Consider the following 17,498-nt stretch of genomic DNA (forward strand, 5'->3'; position numbering starts at 1 on the left):
AGAACGCCCCTCAGGCCGTCACGGCGAACATCGCGAACAGGCTCGCGCCGACGATCGCGATGATGACGATGGCGAGGAGCGCCAGGCCGATGCTGATGTAGCCCATGATGAGGCCCGCTGTTGCCTGACCGCGGCCGTCTTCGCCGGTGCGCTTGATCTGGCCGCGCGCCACGTGCCCGAAGATCACCGCGAGGATCGGAGCGAGCCACAGGAGCATCGCGAGGAAGCTGAAGAGCCACCCGATGACCGGGATCATTGCAAGCAGCCAGCAGACGAAACCGCCGGCGAGGCCGATGATGCCCATCCACATCGACCACCCGGCCAAAGTGTTCGGCTTGCGGTAGACGACCATCGGCGCGCCGTACGTGCCGTAGGTGACCGGCTGGCTGAAACCGCCGGGCTGGCTCATCGAGGGCTGCCCGCCCGAAGGTCCCACCGAGTCGAGGTACTGACCGTAGTCCGTGTACTGGCCGCCACCGTAGCTGACCTGGTCATATCCGTTCTGGCCTGAACCGTAGCCGGTCTGGCCCGATCCGTAGCCTGGCTGTCCGGAACTGTAACCGGGCGACGGCTGGGACGCTCCGTATCCGGAGCCGAACTGCTGGGAGCCGACCTGCGGCGGGTCGCTCGGGCGGTAGTTCGGGTTGTTCGACACTCTCATCACCGTCTTCGCTCGTACACGGAACTTCTCGCACAGCACGTCATGCAATGCCTGTAGTGATCAGCCTAACCGCCATCCCCCGCGTGCGATACCGCCAGCTGCACGTCAGTTCCCCACAGCTGTGCAATTCAATTCAGCAGTGCGGGTTCTCGTCAGTCAGCAGCGTCTGACCTCAGCCACCGTCAAGACGCAACGGCCCCCGACGAGGCGCGGCAGTCAGGCACGCAGCGCGCCGAGGCGGCCCGACGTCCGAGACACGACCGTGCGAACGCTGAACGGCTTCACCGACACCGCGCCCTAGACTTGGCGGTGATGACAGCTCCCCATGATCCCCCATCGCCGAGGCGGCGCGCCGAACCGACAGACGGCCCTGAACCGACAGTCGATCCCGAACCGACAGTCGATCCCAAACCGACAGGCGCCCCTGAACCGACGACCGACCCCGGTTCGACCGCAGCGACCACACCGGCGACTCCGGCGACCTCTGCAGCGACCGCAGCGCTGCGCGACACAATCTCGTCGACGTCCCCCGACTCCGAGAAGTCTGCAAGCAACGACAAGGCAGGGGGCACTGACCGTGGCCCGACCGCGCGGCCATCGCGCCGCGTCGCGCGCGAGACCCGAGCCCGCCGGCGCGAAGCCGTCCTCGCCGGAGCCGCGGCCCTGCGCAGGGAGACCTTCTCCGCCGGCATGTGGGCGACCCGGGCACCGGTCTGGATGTGGCCTGCGCTCATCGTCATCACGCTCATCAGCGGCGCCCTGCGCCTCTTCCGCCTCGACTTCCCGCCGCGGCTGATCTTCGACGAGACCTACTACGTCAAGGATGCCTACTCGGTCGTCACCTTCGGCTACGAGCGCGCCTGGCCGGAGAACGCCGACGATTCCTTCAACGCCGGCGACCCGAGCGTCATCGAGTCCGGCCCCGAGTACGTCGTCCATCCGCCGCTGGGCAAATGGGTCATCGGATGGGGCATCGACCTCTTCGGTGCCGACGACTCCTTCGGCTGGCGCTTCTCCGTCGCCATCGTCGGCACCCTGACGATCTTCCTCATCGGCCTCGTCGCCTGGAAGCTGTTCCGGTCGGCCTTCTTCGCATGCGTGGCCGCAGGCCTGCTCGCTGTCGACGGCGAGCACTTCGTCCACTCCCGCACGAGCCTGCTCGACATCGTGCTCATGGCCTTCATCCTGCTCGCCTTCTACTTCATCCTCCTCGACCGCGAGCAGGTGACGAAGCGGCTCGCCCGCTGGACCGCGGGACTCGACGGCGCTCCCCCACCGACGGGCGATCCCGCAACGGACCCCGCCGGTCCTGCAGCCAACGCCGCCGCAGAAGCCCAGAGCCCCGCCGCGAAGTCCGCCCGCGCCAAGTTCGCCGACGCGATCAACTTCGGCCCCCGCCTCGGCGCCCGGCCCTGGCTCATCGCCGCGGGCATCAGCCTGGGGCTCGCCACCGGCGTGAAATGGTCGGGCCTCTACGCCCTGGCCGCGTTCGGCATCCTCGTCGTCGCCTGGGACGTTCATTCCCGCTTCCGCGCCGGCGTCGTCCATCCGTGGCTCGGCGCCCTCATCCGCGACAGCATCCCGGCGTTCCTCTCCCTCGTGCCCGTCGCCCTCATCACCTACATCGCGACGTGGACGGGCTGGATCCTCTCCGACGACGGCTGGGACCGGCAGTGGGCGGCCGAGACGCCCGGCTGGTGGCAGTCCCTCCCGTCGTGGCTGTACTGGCTGCCCTCGCTCGCGCGCTACCACTACACGGCGTACTCGTTCCACGTCGGCCTCGACGCCGAGCACCCCTACATGTCCAACCCGTGGGGCTGGATCGTCCAGTGGCGGCCGACGTCGTTCTACTACGAATCCCTCAACCAGGGCGACCTCGGATGCGAGGCGATCCGGTGCTCCTCGGCGATCACCTCGGTGGGCAACCCCGTCATCTGGGGCCTGGCGCCGGTCGCCCTCCTCATCGTCCTCGCCGCGTGGATCATCCGCCGCGACGTCCGCTGCGGGGTCATCCTCGCCGGGCTCGCCGCGACGTGGCTGCCGTGGTTCGCCTACCAGGAGCGGACGATCTTCACGTTCTACACGATCGTCATGGTTCCCTTCGTCGTCCTCGCGCTCACGTACTGCCTTGCGCTGCTGTGGGGGCGGCGGAATCCCGCTCCCCCATTCGCCGAGGCGGTCCGACCGTCCCCGGCGACGCCGGGTTCCGCTCCCGAACCGCAGACCACCCCCGGTCAGTCCCCGGACACCGGCACCCCGACGACCCCCGAAACCGCCCGCGCCCCCCGCCGCCGAGGCCGCCGACCGTCGTGGACGCTCCTGGCCCGCCGCCTCGGCGTCGGTCTCATCCTCGCCGCCGCGGTGCTCGCGTTCGCGTACTTCTGGCCGATCTACACCGGCGAGGTCATCCCGTTCGAAGCGTGGAACAACAGGATGTGGAACGTCACCTGGCGCTGACCTGAACTCGACATGACGGGGTCGCCTCGGCGACACCGGCTGTTCACCTGCGCGTCACGGCCCGTCGTTAGGTTCGGGGCATTGTGACTGACACCGCCATACCGAACCACCCAGCTCCCGCCTCGGCGACACCCGCTCCCACCTCGGTGGACACGAGGACATCAGAGCCGGACACATCGCGAACCGTCGCCATCATCCCCGCCCGCGGCGGATCGAAGGGCATCCCCCTGAAGAACCTCCAGAAGGTCGCGGGCGTCTCGCTGCTCGCTCGGGCGATCAACGCGGCGAAGGCCACCCCGAGCATCGACCGGGTCATCGTCTCGACCGACCACGACGGCATCGCCGCAGAGGCGATCCGGGCCGGCGCCGAGGTGTCCCACCGTCCCGCGGAGATCGCCGGGGACACGGCGACGAGCGAATCGGCGATCATCCACACCCTGAACACCCTTGACGAGGACTTCGACGTCACCGTGTTCATGCAGTGCACGTCGCCGTTCATCGACTCCGCCTCGATCGACAATGCCGTGTGCCGGGTCGCCGACGGGCAGGACGACGTCGTGTTCTCCGCCGTCGAGGACCATTCGTTCCTCTGGCGCCTCGATGACGACGCCGAGGCGGTCGCCGTGGGCCATGACAAGGCATTCCGTCCGCGGCGCCAGGACCGAGCCAAGCACTTCAACGAGACCGGGGCGTTCTACGTCATGCGCACGGCCGGGCTGCTCGAGAGCGGACACCGCTTCTTCGGCCGGGTCGGCATCGAGGAGGTCCCGCCCGAGCACGCCCGCGAGATCGACGACATGTCCGACCTCACGCTGGTCCGTGCGATCGCCTCGACGCAGGAGACGGCTCAGGTCATCGACGTCGATGCGCTCGTCACGGACTTCGACGGCGTCCACACCGACGACGGCGCCTATGTCGATGAGGACGGAAACGAGCAGGTCAGGATCCACCGCGGCGACGGAATGGGAATCTCACGCTTGGTGAAAACAGGTTTCCCTGTCATGATTCTCTCAAAGGAACGCAACCCTGTGGTCACCCGCAGGGCGGAGAAACTTCATATTGACGTAACCCAGGGTGTGGACAATAAGTCGGAGGTTCTGCGGTCGTGGATCGACGCGCAGGGCCTCGACGCCACCCGCGTCGCCTATGTCGGCAACGACATCAATGACCTCGAAGCCTTCGAAGTCGTCGGGTGGCCGATCGCCGTCGCGGACGCCCACCCCAAGGTGCTCGCCGCCGCTCGAGTCGTTCTCGACCGGCCGGGCGGACGGGGCGCGGTCCGCGAGGTCTGCGACCTCATCCCCACCCGCAACTGAGTCAGGCACCGGATCGCGGCCGACCGGCGGCCCCACCGACAACTCCACACCGCAGTTCATCCACAGACACAACTCCACATGGAATCGCACCACCCACCCCGCGCGGAGGCACCCACCGCGTACGAACGAAAGCAGGATTCATGACTGATCACATCGCCCCCGTGGCCATCGGCGACCAGCTCGTCGGACCCGGCCAGCCCGTGTACATGATCGGTGAGATCGGCATCAACCACAACGGTGACGTCGAGATCGCCAAGCAGCTCATGGATGCCGCAGCGACCGCAGGCGCGCAGGCCGTGAAGTTCCAGAAGCGCAACCCCGACGTCGCCGTGCCCGAACACCAGAAGTCGAAGATGCGCTCGACCCCGTGGGGCGAGATGACGTACCTCGACTACAAGTTCCGCGTCGAGTTCGAGCGCGAGGAGTACACCGAGATCGATCGCTACGCGAAGGAACTCGGCCTGCAGTGGTTCGCCTCCCCGTGGGACGTCGACTCCGTCGAGTTCCTCGAGGACCAGTTCGATGCGCTCACCTACAAGGTCGCCTCGGCGTCGCTGACCGACTTCGAGCTGCTCCGCGAGATCGCCGAGACCGGCAAGCCGGTGCTCTGCTCGTCCGGCATGTCCGACTGGGAGACCCTCGATGCCGCCGTCGAGGTCTTCGACCGCGACAAGCTCGTCCTCATGCACGCCACCTCGACGTATCCGCTGCCGCCGGAGGAGGTCAACCTCCTCGCGATCCCCGCGATGCGGGAGCGCTACGGGGTGCCCGTGGGCTACTCGGGTCACGAGCTCGGCCTCGAGATCTCCTTCGCCGCCGCCGCGCTCGGCGCGGTGACGATCGAACGTCACATCACCCTCGACTCCTCGATGTGGGGATCGGACCAGTCGGCTTCGATGGAGCCTCGCGAGTTCGCCTCGCTCGTCAAGGGCGTGCGCGTCCTCGAGCAGGCGATGGGTGACGGCGTCAAGCGCGTCATGCCCGGCGAAGAGTCGAAGATCGACTCCCTCCGCAAGGTCACCGCTTGATCGCGACCCCCTGAGGTCGCCAGCGCACCGCCCCGCCGGACTGCAGTCCGGCGGGGCGGTTTCCGCATGCGCACAGGACCATCGAGGCCAACCTTCGGTGAACTCCTCGGACCGCGTCGTTAACCCTGTCGTCACCTGCTGTTACTCAGTCATGTCTACCATCGTCTGAGCCCATGCACGTGCGGCACTCCCCTGCGGCCGTGCTCAGCAGCGAAAGGACCCCATGACCACTCCCCTGACCAGCGTCATCATCGCGGCGAAGAACGCCGAACAGACCATTGGGAGCAGTCTCAAGAGCTTGACCATGCAGGGGTTCACCCCCGATGAACTCGAAGTCCTCGTCGTCAACGACGGATCGGACGACCATTCGGCCGAGGTCATCGCCGAATACGAGGACAAGCTCAATATGGTGACGATCGAGAACCCCACCTCGCTCGGCGTCTCGGCATCGCGCAACCTCGCGCTCGAGGCCTCCACCGGCCAGACCATCACCTACCTCGACGGTGACGACTGGTACGCGCCGGGTCACCTGCGGAAGATGACGGATGCGATCACCGGGCTCGGCGTCGACTTCGTCAAGATCGACTACGTGCTCGTCGAAGGCACCAAGCGCAGCCTCAATCAGGCGCCCTGTGCTCTCCGGAACCGTCCGCTGAATCCGCGCGACTACATCATGCCCGCGAACATGCCGACGATGGTCGACTACCCGGCGTGCTGGACAGGCATCTTCACCCGCAGCATGGCCGATCGCGGCCTGCTCACCTTCGATCCCGCCCTGCGAACCTGCGAGGACCGCCCCTGGACGTGGCGACAGCACCTCGAGTCGGATTCGTTCGCCGTCATCAACTCCGCGGGCCTGTGCTATCGCAAGGGAATGTCGACGTCGCTGACCTCGATCTACGACGAACGGCAGCTCGACTTCATCCCGGCCTTCCGGACTGTCTTCGCGATGCTCGAGAGCGATCCGGAGATCGACGAGTTCGAAACGAAGGCCGTGCGGAACTTCCTGTCGATCCTCTACCACCAGCTCGTCAAACGGTCGGACCAGATGACCGCCGAGGTGAAGCAGAAGCTGTTCGCCGGTGCGACGACGAACGTCAAGATGATCAAACCCGAACTCGTCGATCGGGTGGTCGAGAAGTTCGGCGACGACCGCGTTCCGGTCATCGCCCCGGTTCTGAGGAGGGCACAGGCATGACACAGCTCATCCAGGTCTCCACCCTGTATCAGCTCGCCAACGTGGCCGCGAACATCGACGCCGGTCACTTCGGGCCGGCGGACGAGCGCCGCATCCTCGTGGTCGCCAACAACGCCTACGCGCCTGAGATCACCCCGTCGGCGATCGACCTGCTCGGCGCCGCAACCCTGCTCAGTCGGTTCGATTCGGTCGTCGATTGGAATGCCGCCATCTGGCCGAGCCACCCCAAGCAGTTCGGCATCTCACCGACGCGGGCACCGATCATGCGCACGCTGCTCGAACACCTGTGGTCGCTCTCCCCCGACGAGGACATCTCGCTTGTCGTCGAGTCGCTGCCCGGTCACCCGGCCCACGCGCTCACCCAGGTCTTCGCCGACGCGCCGATCTCCGTGCACTCCGACGGCCTGATGAGCTACGGACCGGTCCGCAATCCGCTCGGACGTCCGCTCTGGCAGCGCCTCGAGAACGTCCACTACACCGACTTGCTGCCCGGAGTCATGCCCCGACAGCTCGCCGAACACGCTCCGAATCGGATCGCCCTGACCGTCGACGAACTTCGTCCGGTCATCGAGGAGATGGCCCGGGAATCCGACGACGCCCTGACCGCCGCTGGCCTGTCGGCCCCGATCGACGACAGCGCCCTGGTCCTCGGCCAGTACCTTGCGGAGATCGAGCTCATCACCGAGGAGGAGGAGATCCAGCTCCACCTCGACATGCTCGACGAGGTGAAGAAGCGCGGAGTGGGCACGGTGATCTTCAAGCCCCACCCGACATCCGCCCGGACCGTCGCCGAACCGCTGAGGCGGCGCGCGGAGGCCCTCGGCCTGCGCTTCGTCCTCGCCGATGTGCCCGTCCTCGCCGAGGTGGTGGCATCGCGGACGCAGCCGCGGCTCGTCGTCTCGTGCTTCTCCACCGGGCTAGTGACCACCCAGGCACTGTACGGAACCGCGACCGCTGTCGTCGGCACGGAGCTGCTCCTCGAGCGGATCGCCCCGTATCAGAACAGCAACCGCATCCCGCTGACGATCGTCGATGCGCTCAATCGCGGCGGCTATGTCCTCGAGGACCGCCCGGGCGGCCGCGGACTCAGGGACTTCAACGCCCTTATCGACGCCGTCACCTACTGCATGCAGTCGACCATCATGACTCACCTGCGGGAACCCGCCGAGCGTTTCCTCACGGCGGCTGTCGGTACGGGCGACATGGTGTACTTCAAGCGCAAGCGCCTCACCCGCCTCGATCTGCCGGGCAGCCTCGAGGCGTCGAACCGCGGACGAGTGCTGCGCACGGGGAAGCGGATCCTGCGCAAGAATGCGAAGTCCGCGCTGTCGAAGCTCGACCGCCGTGGGATCAAGATCGACGTCGCCAAGCTGACCGGACGCCGCTGACATGGCTCGCACGGCGATCGCTTTCGCAGAATCGCCTCTCCAGTTCCTCTCCGCGCTCGAAGCGCACGAACCGCACGAGGAGCTGCTCATCCGAGCTCGCGCGAATGCCAAGGGGATGACCTCGTTCCTCGACGCCTTCGACCCTGCCTGGCTGCCCAAGCGCGTTCGCCTCGAACGTGAGGGAGCCAAGCCGGGCATCCTGAGGAAGATGTCGCCGACCAGGATCTACATCGGTGACGCCTGCTCGGGCCAGGTGCACAAAGCGCTGTCGATGGCGTATCTGGAGAGGCGGATGCCGGAGATCGTCATCCTCGATGACGGGCTGGCGACGTATTCGACGATCGAGACCCTCGCCGCCAAGCGGGGTCCGCTCGTGCGCCCGCGTCAGAAGCTCAAACCGTCCCGGGAGGTCATGGCCGCCTATGTCGCCGACCGGCTGCGCGGCCTGGCGTCCGGGGGCAAGCTCCGCTGGCACACCGCACTTCCCGTGCCGAAGGCGCTGCGCAACGCCTTTCTGCGCACCGGGGCGGAGATCACCCGGCATCGCTTCGAACACCTCCAGTCGCTGCCCACCGGCGGCAGCCATTCGCGCGACACTCCGGTCATCGGGTCCTCGCTGGCCGCTGACGGACTCATCCGCGAAGAGGCCTACCTCGCCTGGCTCGACGGTCTGCTCGCCGCCGGCCCGATCACCTACTACCCGCACCGTCGGGAGTCCGCGGAGTTCCTCACGAAGCTCGGAGCTGACGAGCGGGTGCGGATCAAACACGTCGGACTGCCGATCGAACTGCGTCTGATCAACCTGCCGGCCGAATCGGTGATCCGCAGCCTCCCGAGCACGGCGGCAGTCTCCCTCGCGGTGCTCAACCCCGATGTCCGCATCGATGTCACGGAGATTCCCGGCGAATGGTGGACCGGGACGTCTCCCGATAGTCTGCGTACGTCCCTCAATGCGCAGACTGTGGCCGGTGATCTCGATTCCTGATTCCCCTCACGCCTCCGAGCACGAGACTCCGGTGGCCGACACCGTCATGCCGCATCCTGCCGGCACCCCGGCGACTCCCGCTGACACTGTTCGCCCCGTCGGTGCCGAGAACTCCGCGTCCGCCCGCACGGATCGGGAGACGATCAGCGTCGTCTCCGTCTCCGACAGCGAGTCGTACCTCAAATGGGCGACTCAGCTGCTGAGCACACTGCCCGATGTCGAAGCCCACGTCTACCTCATCGACAATCCGATCCTGCCCACGAACGAGCAGATCACCCATGCGATCGCCGGTACCGCGTGGGAGGGCCATGAGGTTCCGATCATCAGCCGCAGCGAACTCGGCGAGGTCATCGCCAATCACGCCCCCGACATCGTCCTCGGTGCGGCCACCGGTCCCATCGTCGCCCAGCTGTTCCTCACGGCCAGTGCACTCGAACCGCGTCCCGCGCTCGTCTCGGGACTGCCCGGGATGGGACTGCCGGCCAGCGGCAAGGGGATGAACTACCGCAGGCTCATGGATGCGTTCCTCGCCCACTCGTTCACCGAGGTGGACGAGTACCGGGCCGTGAGCGCGCTGCGACGGGTGCCCGCCGACATCCTCCTCGCCCGCCTCCCGATGCTGCGGTCGCCGGGGGTACCGGAGCGCCCGGTCGCCGGGTCACCGACAACAGCGCCGACGACCCTGGTCTTCGCCCCACAGGCGAAGGTGCCGGATTCAGCCGCCGAGCGGGAGTCGATCATCGCCGCCCTCGCGGAGTTCGCCCTCCGGCACCCGGATTCCCGCACTGTCGTGAAGATGCGGTCCCGGCCGGCGAGCACGAAACGCACCGCGAGCAGCACTCGTACTTCGAGATCATCGACGAGCTCAAGGCTCGCGAGGTGCCCGGAGCCGATCGACTCGAGATCGGCTACGGTCCGCTCACGGCGTTCCTCACCCCCGGTTCGGCGCTCGTCACGCTCTCGTCCACGGCGGCACTCGAATCGATCGACCGCGGCATTCCCACTCTGCTCATCGCGGATTTCGGCTTCGACCGGGCACTGCTCAACGAGGTCTTCGCGGATTCGGGCGCGACCGGCAGTCTCGCCGATGTCGCGGCGGGCAGGATCGGCTTTCCCAGCGAGGAGTGGCTGGCGAGAAACTACTTCCACATCGATGACGGAAGTCTGAGACGCAGTCTCGGCCTGCTCGCCACCCGGTCCCGCACCGGTCAGCTGCCGAATCGCCGGAAGGCCGTGCTCAAGCAGAAGCGGATGCTGCTGCGCGCCGAAGCCCGCATCTTCACCCCGCCTGTCATCGTCAGGGCCTACCGCCGCATCCGGTACGGCCGCTGAGCACGCCGCATCGGGACGCAAAACGACGTTCGACAGCTCCAGGAGCGGGGCGTGACTCTCAGTTGCGGTCGTCGGTGACCGAGCTCGATTCGTCGAGTTCGACGACCACCTCGGCGGCAGGGGATGCCTCTTTGAACACCCACGTCCGGTACGCATAGAACCGGAAGGCCATGGCCAGGGCGATGCCGATGACGTTCGTCGAGATGTTGTACGTGAGCTGGTCGCGCATGTTGAGCAGGTACCACGTGACGCCGAGCGGGATGACGGAGATCGCCATGCCGGCGAGGTTGACGGCGATGAAGAGGATGATGCCGCGGACATTGGAGTCCGTGGTGCGATCACCGTAGGTCCACAGCTTGTTGCCGATCCACACGACGATCATCGCGGCGATCGTCGAGATGATCTTCGCCTTGATGGGGCTGCCCTCGAGAAGCGCGGGGACTGGGCCGAGCCCGTAGGTGAGGAGGTTCGAGAGTCCGACGTCGACGATGAAACCGACGCCGCCGACGGTGAGGAATTTGAAGGCTTCCACCGCGAGGTGCCGAAGCCGGATCGAGACAGACTCTTGCATGACAGCTCTACTCTAAGTCGTCCGCTTCCGGACTCGCTGAACGTGCTCGTGCGATTCGACGTCGCGCTGACCACATTCCCAGGGCGAGGACCACGCCGACCGTCACCGCAAGTGCAGGCCAGAAGGTGTATCGGAAGTGGTTGGCCGGCACGATCGGGAAGTAACCGGCGACATAGCACAGCGCCGAGGTGGCGAGCATCACGATCTCCGGGACGACGCTGGGGGCCGGTCGAGGGCCTCCGGAGCAAGCCACCCCGGCGCGATCGGTTGGTCTCAGGTGACGCGCGGCGACGACGAGGAGCACCGCCAGCAGACACCAGAACCACGGCTTGAACACCATCGGGAACGTGGCCAGGGCGAAGTCCTCGACATACGGGCGGAAGAGGTAGTCGGCCTTCTCATCGCCCTGTGCGATGCCGACCTTCGTCCCCTCCCCATGCCATTCCGCGGGCCAGTACTCGAGGCTGGAGGAGAAGAAGTAATAGGAGAACACGGTCGCCCGATACTCGGCGTAGCGCAGCGGGTGGGTGATGACGGTGTCCAGCCAGAGCTGCCTGAGTGCGTCCTGGTCGGCGATCGGGCTGAAGTTCTCACCGGTCGCGCCCTTGCCGTAGCAGTTCCAGTACGCATCCCAGATCTCCCCCATCTGCAGACACTTCGGACGGGCTTGACCGATCTTCGCTTTGAGCTCCGGGGGCGCGTCGGAGGCCATGAGCTCCTTGTCGGGCACTGAGAACATCACATCGTCGAGGAGGACCTGTGAGATCTGCCCGGTGGGCTGGACATCGTAGCGGGCGGCGATGATCGCGTCACTGGCCTTCACCCCGCCGACCAGGATGATGAGGACGACGACTCCCGCCGAGGCGGTGGCGAGCACCGAGCGCACCCGTGTCCGGCGAGACGGGGGCGCCTCGAAACCGGGCGTCTCGCGACGTCGACTCCGCCGCGCAGCGAGTGCCGTGACGAGGCACCACCCGAGGTAGACGGCGATCGGGATGATCGCGAACACGGCGTTCTTGCGCAGTCCGACCGCGTAGATGAGCAGACCGAGCGCCGGCACCCACAGCAGCCACGTCTTCGGCACGAGGCGGGCGACGGTGAGCAGCATGACGGTGGCGAGCAGCGCCGCGGCCATCTGCGTGTCCTTCCACAGCATCGACATCTGCGACAGCGTCCACGGGGTCGCCATGACGGCGGGACCAAGAAGGCTGACCCACCTCGGCGCGCCGCAGCGGTGGATGATGACACCGAGCACCCAGCACGACGCGGCGATGAGACCGGTCTGGAGGACGAACAGGCTCGCCTGCTCACCGGTGAGGTCGATGAGGCCGCGCCACACGACGGCCATGACGGGCGGGTGCCAGTCGGAGAACGGGATCGCGCCCGTCGCCTGGGCGTACTGGTTGGCGATGTCGACGTTGACGCGACCGGGGGCGTAGAGGCGCACGAAGACGACAGCCCACCCGATGCTCAGGCCACCGAGGACGACGTCCCACACCCAGCCCGAACGGGCTATCGATCGCGCAGAGTTCATGGGGGCTCCTCAGCGACTGATGTCGAGGTCGGGGATCGGGCCGCGCAGTCGCCGGGCCCGGTGACTCAGTCAAGCGACCACCGTAACCGCGCCGACCGCGCGCAGCGCCGGAATCCGCACGACTTCACAGATGCTTCCTCGACACTTCACCTGTTCGCCATGCAGCACCGATCGGGTGAGAGCGACGTCGTCGTCCGGCACCGCCGAAGACGGCTGTCCGCCGCCCGCGCCTGTGCGCTTCACCACAGGTGGAGTTCGCCCGCGGGCCGCCGCCCCTGGTGACGCCCACGAGGAAGCTGAGCGTCCGGTGTGTCGATCCTGGCAACTGGCTATAATTGCCGGAGCCCTGTGCACCCTCGCACGCACTCACGGCATCCCCAAGGAGCTTCATATGACCGACCGTCCCACCGGACTGCGCATCGCGGCGATCGTGCCGTGCCACAACGAGGAGATCACGATCGGCAAGGTCGTGCGTGATCTCTCGGCCGCAGTTCCCGAGATGACGGTCTACGTCTACGACAACAACAGCACCGATCGCACCGTCGAGGAGGCCCTCGCCGCCGGTGCGGTCGTCCGCCACGAGTACTTCACCGGCAAGGGCAACGTGATCCGCCGGGCGTTCTCCGACATCGAAGCCGACATCTACGTCACCATCGACGGCGATGACACGTACGAGGCCGCCGATCTGCCGGCGATGATCGATCTGCTCCTCGAGGGACCCTACGATCATGTGCTCGGGGTCCGGCAGGACACCCAGGAGACCTCGTCGTACCGGCCCGGTCACGAGTCGGGCAACAAGATGTTCAACCGGCTCACCAGCCGCCTGTTCAAGTCGCATGTCACCGACATGCTCTCGGGCTACCGGGTCTTCTCCCGTCGTTTCGTCAAGTCGTTCCCGGCGATCAGCAAGCGCTTCGAGATCGAGACCGAGCTCACCGTCCACATGATGGCCCTGCGCCTGCCGAGCGCCGAATACCCCGTCGGCTTCCGCGACCGCCCCGACGGCAGCGAGTCGAAGCTCTCGACCTTCGGAGACGGCTTCCGCATCCTCGGCCTCATCACCCAGCTCGTCCAGCACGAGAGGCCCCGGCTCTACTACGGCCTGCTCACGCTGATCTTCGGCGCGCTCTCGCTCATCCTCGGCATCCCGGTGATCGTCGAATACTTCAACACCGGCCTCGTCCCCCGCTTCCCGACGGCGTTCCTCGCAGCGATCCTCATGCTCCTGGCGATCCTCATGGGCAGCATCGGACTCATCCTCGACGGCATCCGCCGTGGTCGTCGAGAGCTCGCGCGCCTCCACTACCTCGGCCTGCAGGCAGTCGCCCCGGTCATCCCGGAACTCAAGTCCGCCACGCCGGTATCGGACGACCGGGACGAGCGCGACGCGCCCATCGAGCGCCCGGCCCAGGAGTCGAGCGAGACGTCCCCGAAGCCGCAGTCGGCGTCGGAGTCAGGGTCGAGCAGCACCGCACCGCGGAACCGGCTGCACGTCACCCGCCCCTGAGTCGACCGCCCGACAATCCGGCTCCGCTCCACAGCTCCAGCGATACGGCGCCGGTCCCAGCGACTAGGGCCAGTCCCAGCCCCCGCATCACAGAACGCCCCGTCCATCAGGAAGGGGCGTTCTCTGCTCTCGGACGACCGCTTGCCTCGGCCGCCTCACCTCACGGGCCGTCAGACGTCGTCGTTCCCTCGCCCCGCCTCGGCGCCTGCGTCGACCTTCACGGTCCTCCGACGCTTCGCCCTCCACGCCATCTGTGCGGCGGCAGCGATCATGATCGCGCACATCGTCATCACCATGGCCGGCCAGTAGACGTACCGGTAGTGGTTGGCCGGCACGATCGGGAAGTAGCCGACGACGTAGATCAGCGTCGACAGGCTCATCGCCGTCACCGCCGTCGACAGGTGCCCCCAGCCAGCGGCCTCCCCCAGGCGGCGAATCCGCCGGTGGGCGACAAGGGCGACGACGGACAGCAGCGTCCAGAACCAGCCGGTGAACAGCCACGGCAGGTCCTCCATGCCGAACTTCTCGACATAGGTCTGCGCGGCATCGTTGAGCTGCTTGTACTTCACCTCCCAGCCCATCGGGTTCTCCACGATCGTTCCGCCCCACTCGGCGTAGTTGTCGAAGAGGAAATGCGAGAACGTCTGCGTGCGATAGATGAGGTAGCGATCGGGACGGGTGACGACCTCGGACAGCCAGACGTCCTGGAGCTCCTCGGTGTGGTCGATGGCCGTGTAGATGCCGTCGGCCCCCTGCCCGTAGCAGCGCCAGTACGCGTCCTCGTACGACCCCGCCTCACGGCACTTGGCCTGCGCGGTGACGAGCCGGTCCCGCAGATCCGGGTCGGTGTCGAGGGTCTTGAGCTCGGCAGCCGGAATGGTGAAGAGGACGTCGTCGAGCATCACCTGTGACACCTGATGCGTCTTGAGCGGCTGATACACCGCATTGAGGATCGCCCCCGAACCGATGACGAGGACGAGCACCGCTCCCGTGAGGACGACGAACGGCAGAGCGAGGATCCGCCTCCACAGCGGCCGCCCCGCCTCGGCGCGCTGTCCGGACTCGGCGGCGGCCACCTCTGCGACAGCCGGAGACGGTCCCGAGGTCGCCGTCGCCTCCGCCTCGGCGCGCTGCGACGAGCGCGCGATCCGGGCCGACCAGATCGTCCACGTCGAGAACGCCAGCAGCCAGATGAGCGGCAGCACGGCGAAGAACGCGTTCTTGCGCACCGCGGTGCCGTAAGTCAGCGCCACAAGACCGACAGCCAGGAGCAGCCAGCGCAGGCGCCTGAACCGCTGCGCGAGCAGCGCGCAGACGACGGCGGCGAAGAACGCCTCCGCCATCTGCGTGTCCTTCCACAGCACACCGATGTAGGTGAAGATGTTCGGCAGCAGCAGGAATCCCAACCCCGCAAACGACCAGGCACGGGACCGCGTGACGTCGTAGAGGTAGAGCGCGAAGCCCAGGCCGATGCCGAACATGAGGAACACCTGGGCGTAGAGGATCGCCGAGGCGTGTCCGGTGAGGTCGAACAGCCACGTCCACGTGATCGTCATGATCGCCGGATGCCAATCCGAGAGCTGTTCGTTGCCGAGCACCTGATGCAGCTGCCAGCGCGTGTCCGCATACATGCCGCCCGGCGCGAAGGCGAGACTGGTGCCGATCGCGAGCACGAGCGCGACGATGCCGAGGACAGCCAGATGGATCCGGGCCGAGGCAGAGCGGTAGTCGGGTCGCAGCGCCGCGGCAGGCCGGTCGGACGTCGGGTGGTCGGCAGAGTGCATGTGGGGATCCTTCAGGGGGTTGGCTCAGCCGGGTCGGCTCCGGCACCCGGCTCGGATCGGCGCTTCGCCTTCCACGCCAGCGAGCCGGCGGCGGCGAGCATGATGGCGGCCATGCTCATCGCCAGCGCGGGCCAGTAGATGTAGCGGAAGTGGTTGGCCGGCACGATCGGGAAGTACCCGACGATGTAGATGAGCGAGGACAGACTCAGGGTTGTCACCGTCGTCGTCAGGTGGGCGAGACCGGATGAGGCCTCGAGGCGCCGGACATGACGGAGGCAGACGAGGCCGAGCACCGCGGCCAGCAGCCAGAACCACCCGGTGAACAGCCACGAGAGATCCCGCGCCCCGAACTTCTCGACGTAGGTCTCCGCGGCATCGTTGGCCTGTTTGTACTTCGTCTCCCAGCCCAGGTCGTTCTCGACCGTCGTGCCGTCCCAGTCGGTGTAGTTGTCGAAGAGGAGATGGGAGAAGGTCTGCGTGCGGTAGAGGAGGTAGCGGTCGGGTCGCGTGAGCACCGTCCGCATCCACAGGTCCTGCAGCTCGTCGACATGTTCGATCGCGGTGTAGATCCCGTCGGCCCCGCGCCCGTAGCAGCGCCAGTAGGAGTCCTCATAGGCGTCCTTCTCCCGGCAGACCTTCTGGGCGGCCAGGAGGTTCTCCCGCAGCTGCGGGTCCATCTCGGTGGTCCTCAGCTCCGAGCCGGGCACCGTGAAGACGACGTCGTCGAGCATCACCTGGGACACCTGGTGGGTCTTGAGCGGCTGATAGATCGCGTTGAGGATCGCCCCCGACCCGAGGACGAGGACGAGCACCGCAGCCGTCGTCGCCGCGAACGCCGGGGAGAGCAGCCGCTTCCGCCACGTCGTCCGCGGACGCGCGGAGCGGATCGCGAAGACGGAGAAGGAGAGCAGATAGATGAGCGGCAGCACGGCGAAGAACGCGTTCTTGCGCACCGCGGTCCCATACGTCAGGGCAAGGAGACCGATGATGAGCAGAATCCACCGCAGACGCTTGAACCGCTGCGCGAGCAGCGCGCAGACGACGGCAGCGAAGAACATCTCCGCCATCTGCGTGTCCTTCCACAGCACGCCGATGTACGTGAAGAGGTGCGGGGCGAGGAGGAAGAGCAGACCGACCCAGGACCAGGCCCGCGACCGGGTGACATCGAAGAGGTAGAGGGCGAACCCGAACCCGGTGACGAACATGAGCAGCACCTGGACGTAGAGCACCGCCGAGGCGTGCCCGGTCAGCTCCGCCAGCCACATCCAGGTGATCGTCATGATCGCCGGATGCCAGTCCGAGAGCGGCTCGTTGCCGAGGACCTGAAGCAGCTGCCATCGGGTGTCCGGGTTCATTCCGCCCGGTGCGAAGACCACGGAGGTGCCGATGGCGAGCAGACCGGTGACGACGATGAGCAGCGCAAGGTGGATCCGCGCCCGGTCGACCGATAGTCAGGACGCGTCGTCGAATCGACGTGCGTCGGAGCAGAGAGGATTTCGGGCGAGGGCATGAGCAGGTCCTTCGAGGAATCAGCGCCCGGGTCACCGCGCGCAGAAAAACAACCTCATCGACTCTATCCCATCGGCGCCGCCGGCCCGGCCCATCACGGCGCCCACCTGGCGATCCCGTGCTCGTCTGTGACGAAACTCGCCGAGGCGGTCCGACCTCTGCGCGGCGCGATGGCACTTGACCGATCGCCTGGCGTGCTATTTCATCGAACAAGGAAGATTGCACCCT

At 66.8% G+C, this 17,498-nt stretch carries 13 protein-coding genes and 1 pseudogene; 8 read left to right on the plus strand and 6 right to left on the minus strand.

Annotated features, from left to right (window positions below; all coding sequences use genetic code 11):
* Nucleotides 1–10: 10 nt before the first annotated feature.
* Nucleotides 11–661 (minus strand): DUF4190 domain-containing protein, encoded by a 651-nt coding sequence (locus AC2W7K_RS02720; RefSeq protein WP_486005724.1) that lies wholly within the window; start codon nt 659–661, stop codon nt 11–13.
* Nucleotides 662–973: 312 nt separating this feature from the next.
* Between AC2W7K_RS02720 and AC2W7K_RS02725 the strand changes: the two genes are divergently transcribed.
* From AC2W7K_RS02725 to AC2W7K_RS02755, 7 genes and pseudogenes are all read left to right on the plus strand, one after another.
* Entirely contained in the window at nt 974–3,118 is a 2,145-nt protein-coding gene (locus tag AC2W7K_RS02725; RefSeq protein WP_486005725.1) for a phospholipid carrier-dependent glycosyltransferase, read from the plus strand.
* An 83-nt stretch (nt 3,119–3,201) separates the two neighbouring features.
* A complete protein-coding gene (locus AC2W7K_RS02730) occupies nt 3,202–4,434 on the plus strand; it encodes an acylneuraminate cytidylyltransferase (protein ID WP_232623673.1) in 1,233 nt (410 codons plus the stop codon).
* Between the two features lie 140 nt (nt 4,435–4,574).
* Nucleotides 4,575–5,462, plus strand: a complete 888-nt coding sequence (locus AC2W7K_RS02735; protein ID WP_198499453.1) for an N-acetylneuraminate synthase family protein — start codon at nt 4,575–4,577, stop codon at nt 5,460–5,462.
* Nucleotides 5,463–5,685: 223 nt separating this feature from the next.
* Complete coding sequence (locus AC2W7K_RS02740; protein ID WP_198499454.1) at nt 5,686–6,660, plus strand: glycosyltransferase family 2 protein; 975 nt, start codon at nt 5,686–5,688, stop codon at nt 6,658–6,660.
* On the plus strand, nt 6,657–8,048 hold the full coding sequence (locus AC2W7K_RS02745; RefSeq protein WP_198499455.1) for a polysialyltransferase family glycosyltransferase: 1,392 nt from the start codon (nt 6,657–6,659) through the stop codon (nt 8,046–8,048). Before AC2W7K_RS02740 ends, AC2W7K_RS02745 begins: the two co-directional genes overlap by 4 nt.
* 1 nt (nt 8,049) lies before the next feature.
* Nucleotides 8,050–9,033, plus strand: coding sequence for a polysialyltransferase family glycosyltransferase (locus tag AC2W7K_RS02750; RefSeq protein WP_198499456.1), 984 nt, complete (start codon nt 8,050–8,052; stop codon nt 9,031–9,033).
* Nucleotides 9,034–9,079: 46 nt separating this feature from the next.
* Nucleotides 9,080–10,128 (plus strand): annotated as a pseudogene (locus tag AC2W7K_RS02755) (DUF6716 putative glycosyltransferase); the annotation flags it as partial.
* A 295-nt stretch (nt 10,129–10,423) separates the two neighbouring features.
* Here the strand turns inward: AC2W7K_RS02755 and AC2W7K_RS02760 are convergent.
* The 3 genes from AC2W7K_RS02760 to AC2W7K_RS02770 all read right to left on the minus strand — a co-directional run bounded on the left by AC2W7K_RS02760 (nt 10,424) and on the right by AC2W7K_RS02770 (nt 12,716).
* Nucleotides 10,424–10,936: a GtrA family protein gene (locus AC2W7K_RS02760; protein WP_198499457.1), complete on the minus strand. Its 513-nt coding sequence runs from the start codon at nt 10,934–10,936 to the stop codon at nt 10,424–10,426.
* Between the two features lie 7 nt (nt 10,937–10,943).
* Nucleotides 10,944–12,470, minus strand: coding sequence for a hypothetical protein (locus AC2W7K_RS02765; protein ID WP_198499458.1), 1,527 nt, complete (start codon nt 12,468–12,470; stop codon nt 10,944–10,946).
* 69 nt (nt 12,471–12,539) lie between these two features.
* Nucleotides 12,540–12,716 carry a hypothetical protein gene (locus AC2W7K_RS02770; RefSeq protein ID WP_198499459.1) on the minus strand — a complete coding sequence of 59 codons (177 nt, stop codon included), beginning with the start codon at nt 12,714–12,716 and terminating at the stop codon, nt 12,540–12,542.
* Between the two features lie 145 nt (nt 12,717–12,861).
* Here AC2W7K_RS02770 and AC2W7K_RS02775 point away from each other — a divergent pair, with 145 nt between their 5' ends.
* Complete coding sequence (locus AC2W7K_RS02775; protein ID WP_211978852.1) at nt 12,862–13,977, plus strand: glycosyltransferase; 1,116 nt, start codon at nt 12,862–12,864, stop codon at nt 13,975–13,977.
* Nucleotides 13,978–14,147: 170 nt separating this feature from the next.
* On the opposite strand, the gene AC2W7K_RS02780 is transcribed toward AC2W7K_RS02775, so the two are convergent.
* Both AC2W7K_RS02780 and AC2W7K_RS02785 read right to left on the minus strand, forming a co-directional pair.
* Entirely contained in the window at nt 14,148–15,761 is a 1,614-nt protein-coding gene (locus AC2W7K_RS02780; RefSeq protein ID WP_211978851.1) for a hypothetical protein, read from the minus strand.
* Nucleotides 15,762–15,772: 11 nt separating this feature from the next.
* Complete coding sequence (locus AC2W7K_RS02785; RefSeq protein WP_486005726.1) at nt 15,773–17,116, minus strand: hypothetical protein; 1,344 nt, start codon at nt 17,114–17,116, stop codon at nt 15,773–15,775.
* Nucleotides 17,117–17,498: the final 382 nt, after the last annotated feature.

The sequence above is a fragment of the Brevibacterium sp. LAARM2_SD2 genome (assembly GCF_057364785.1).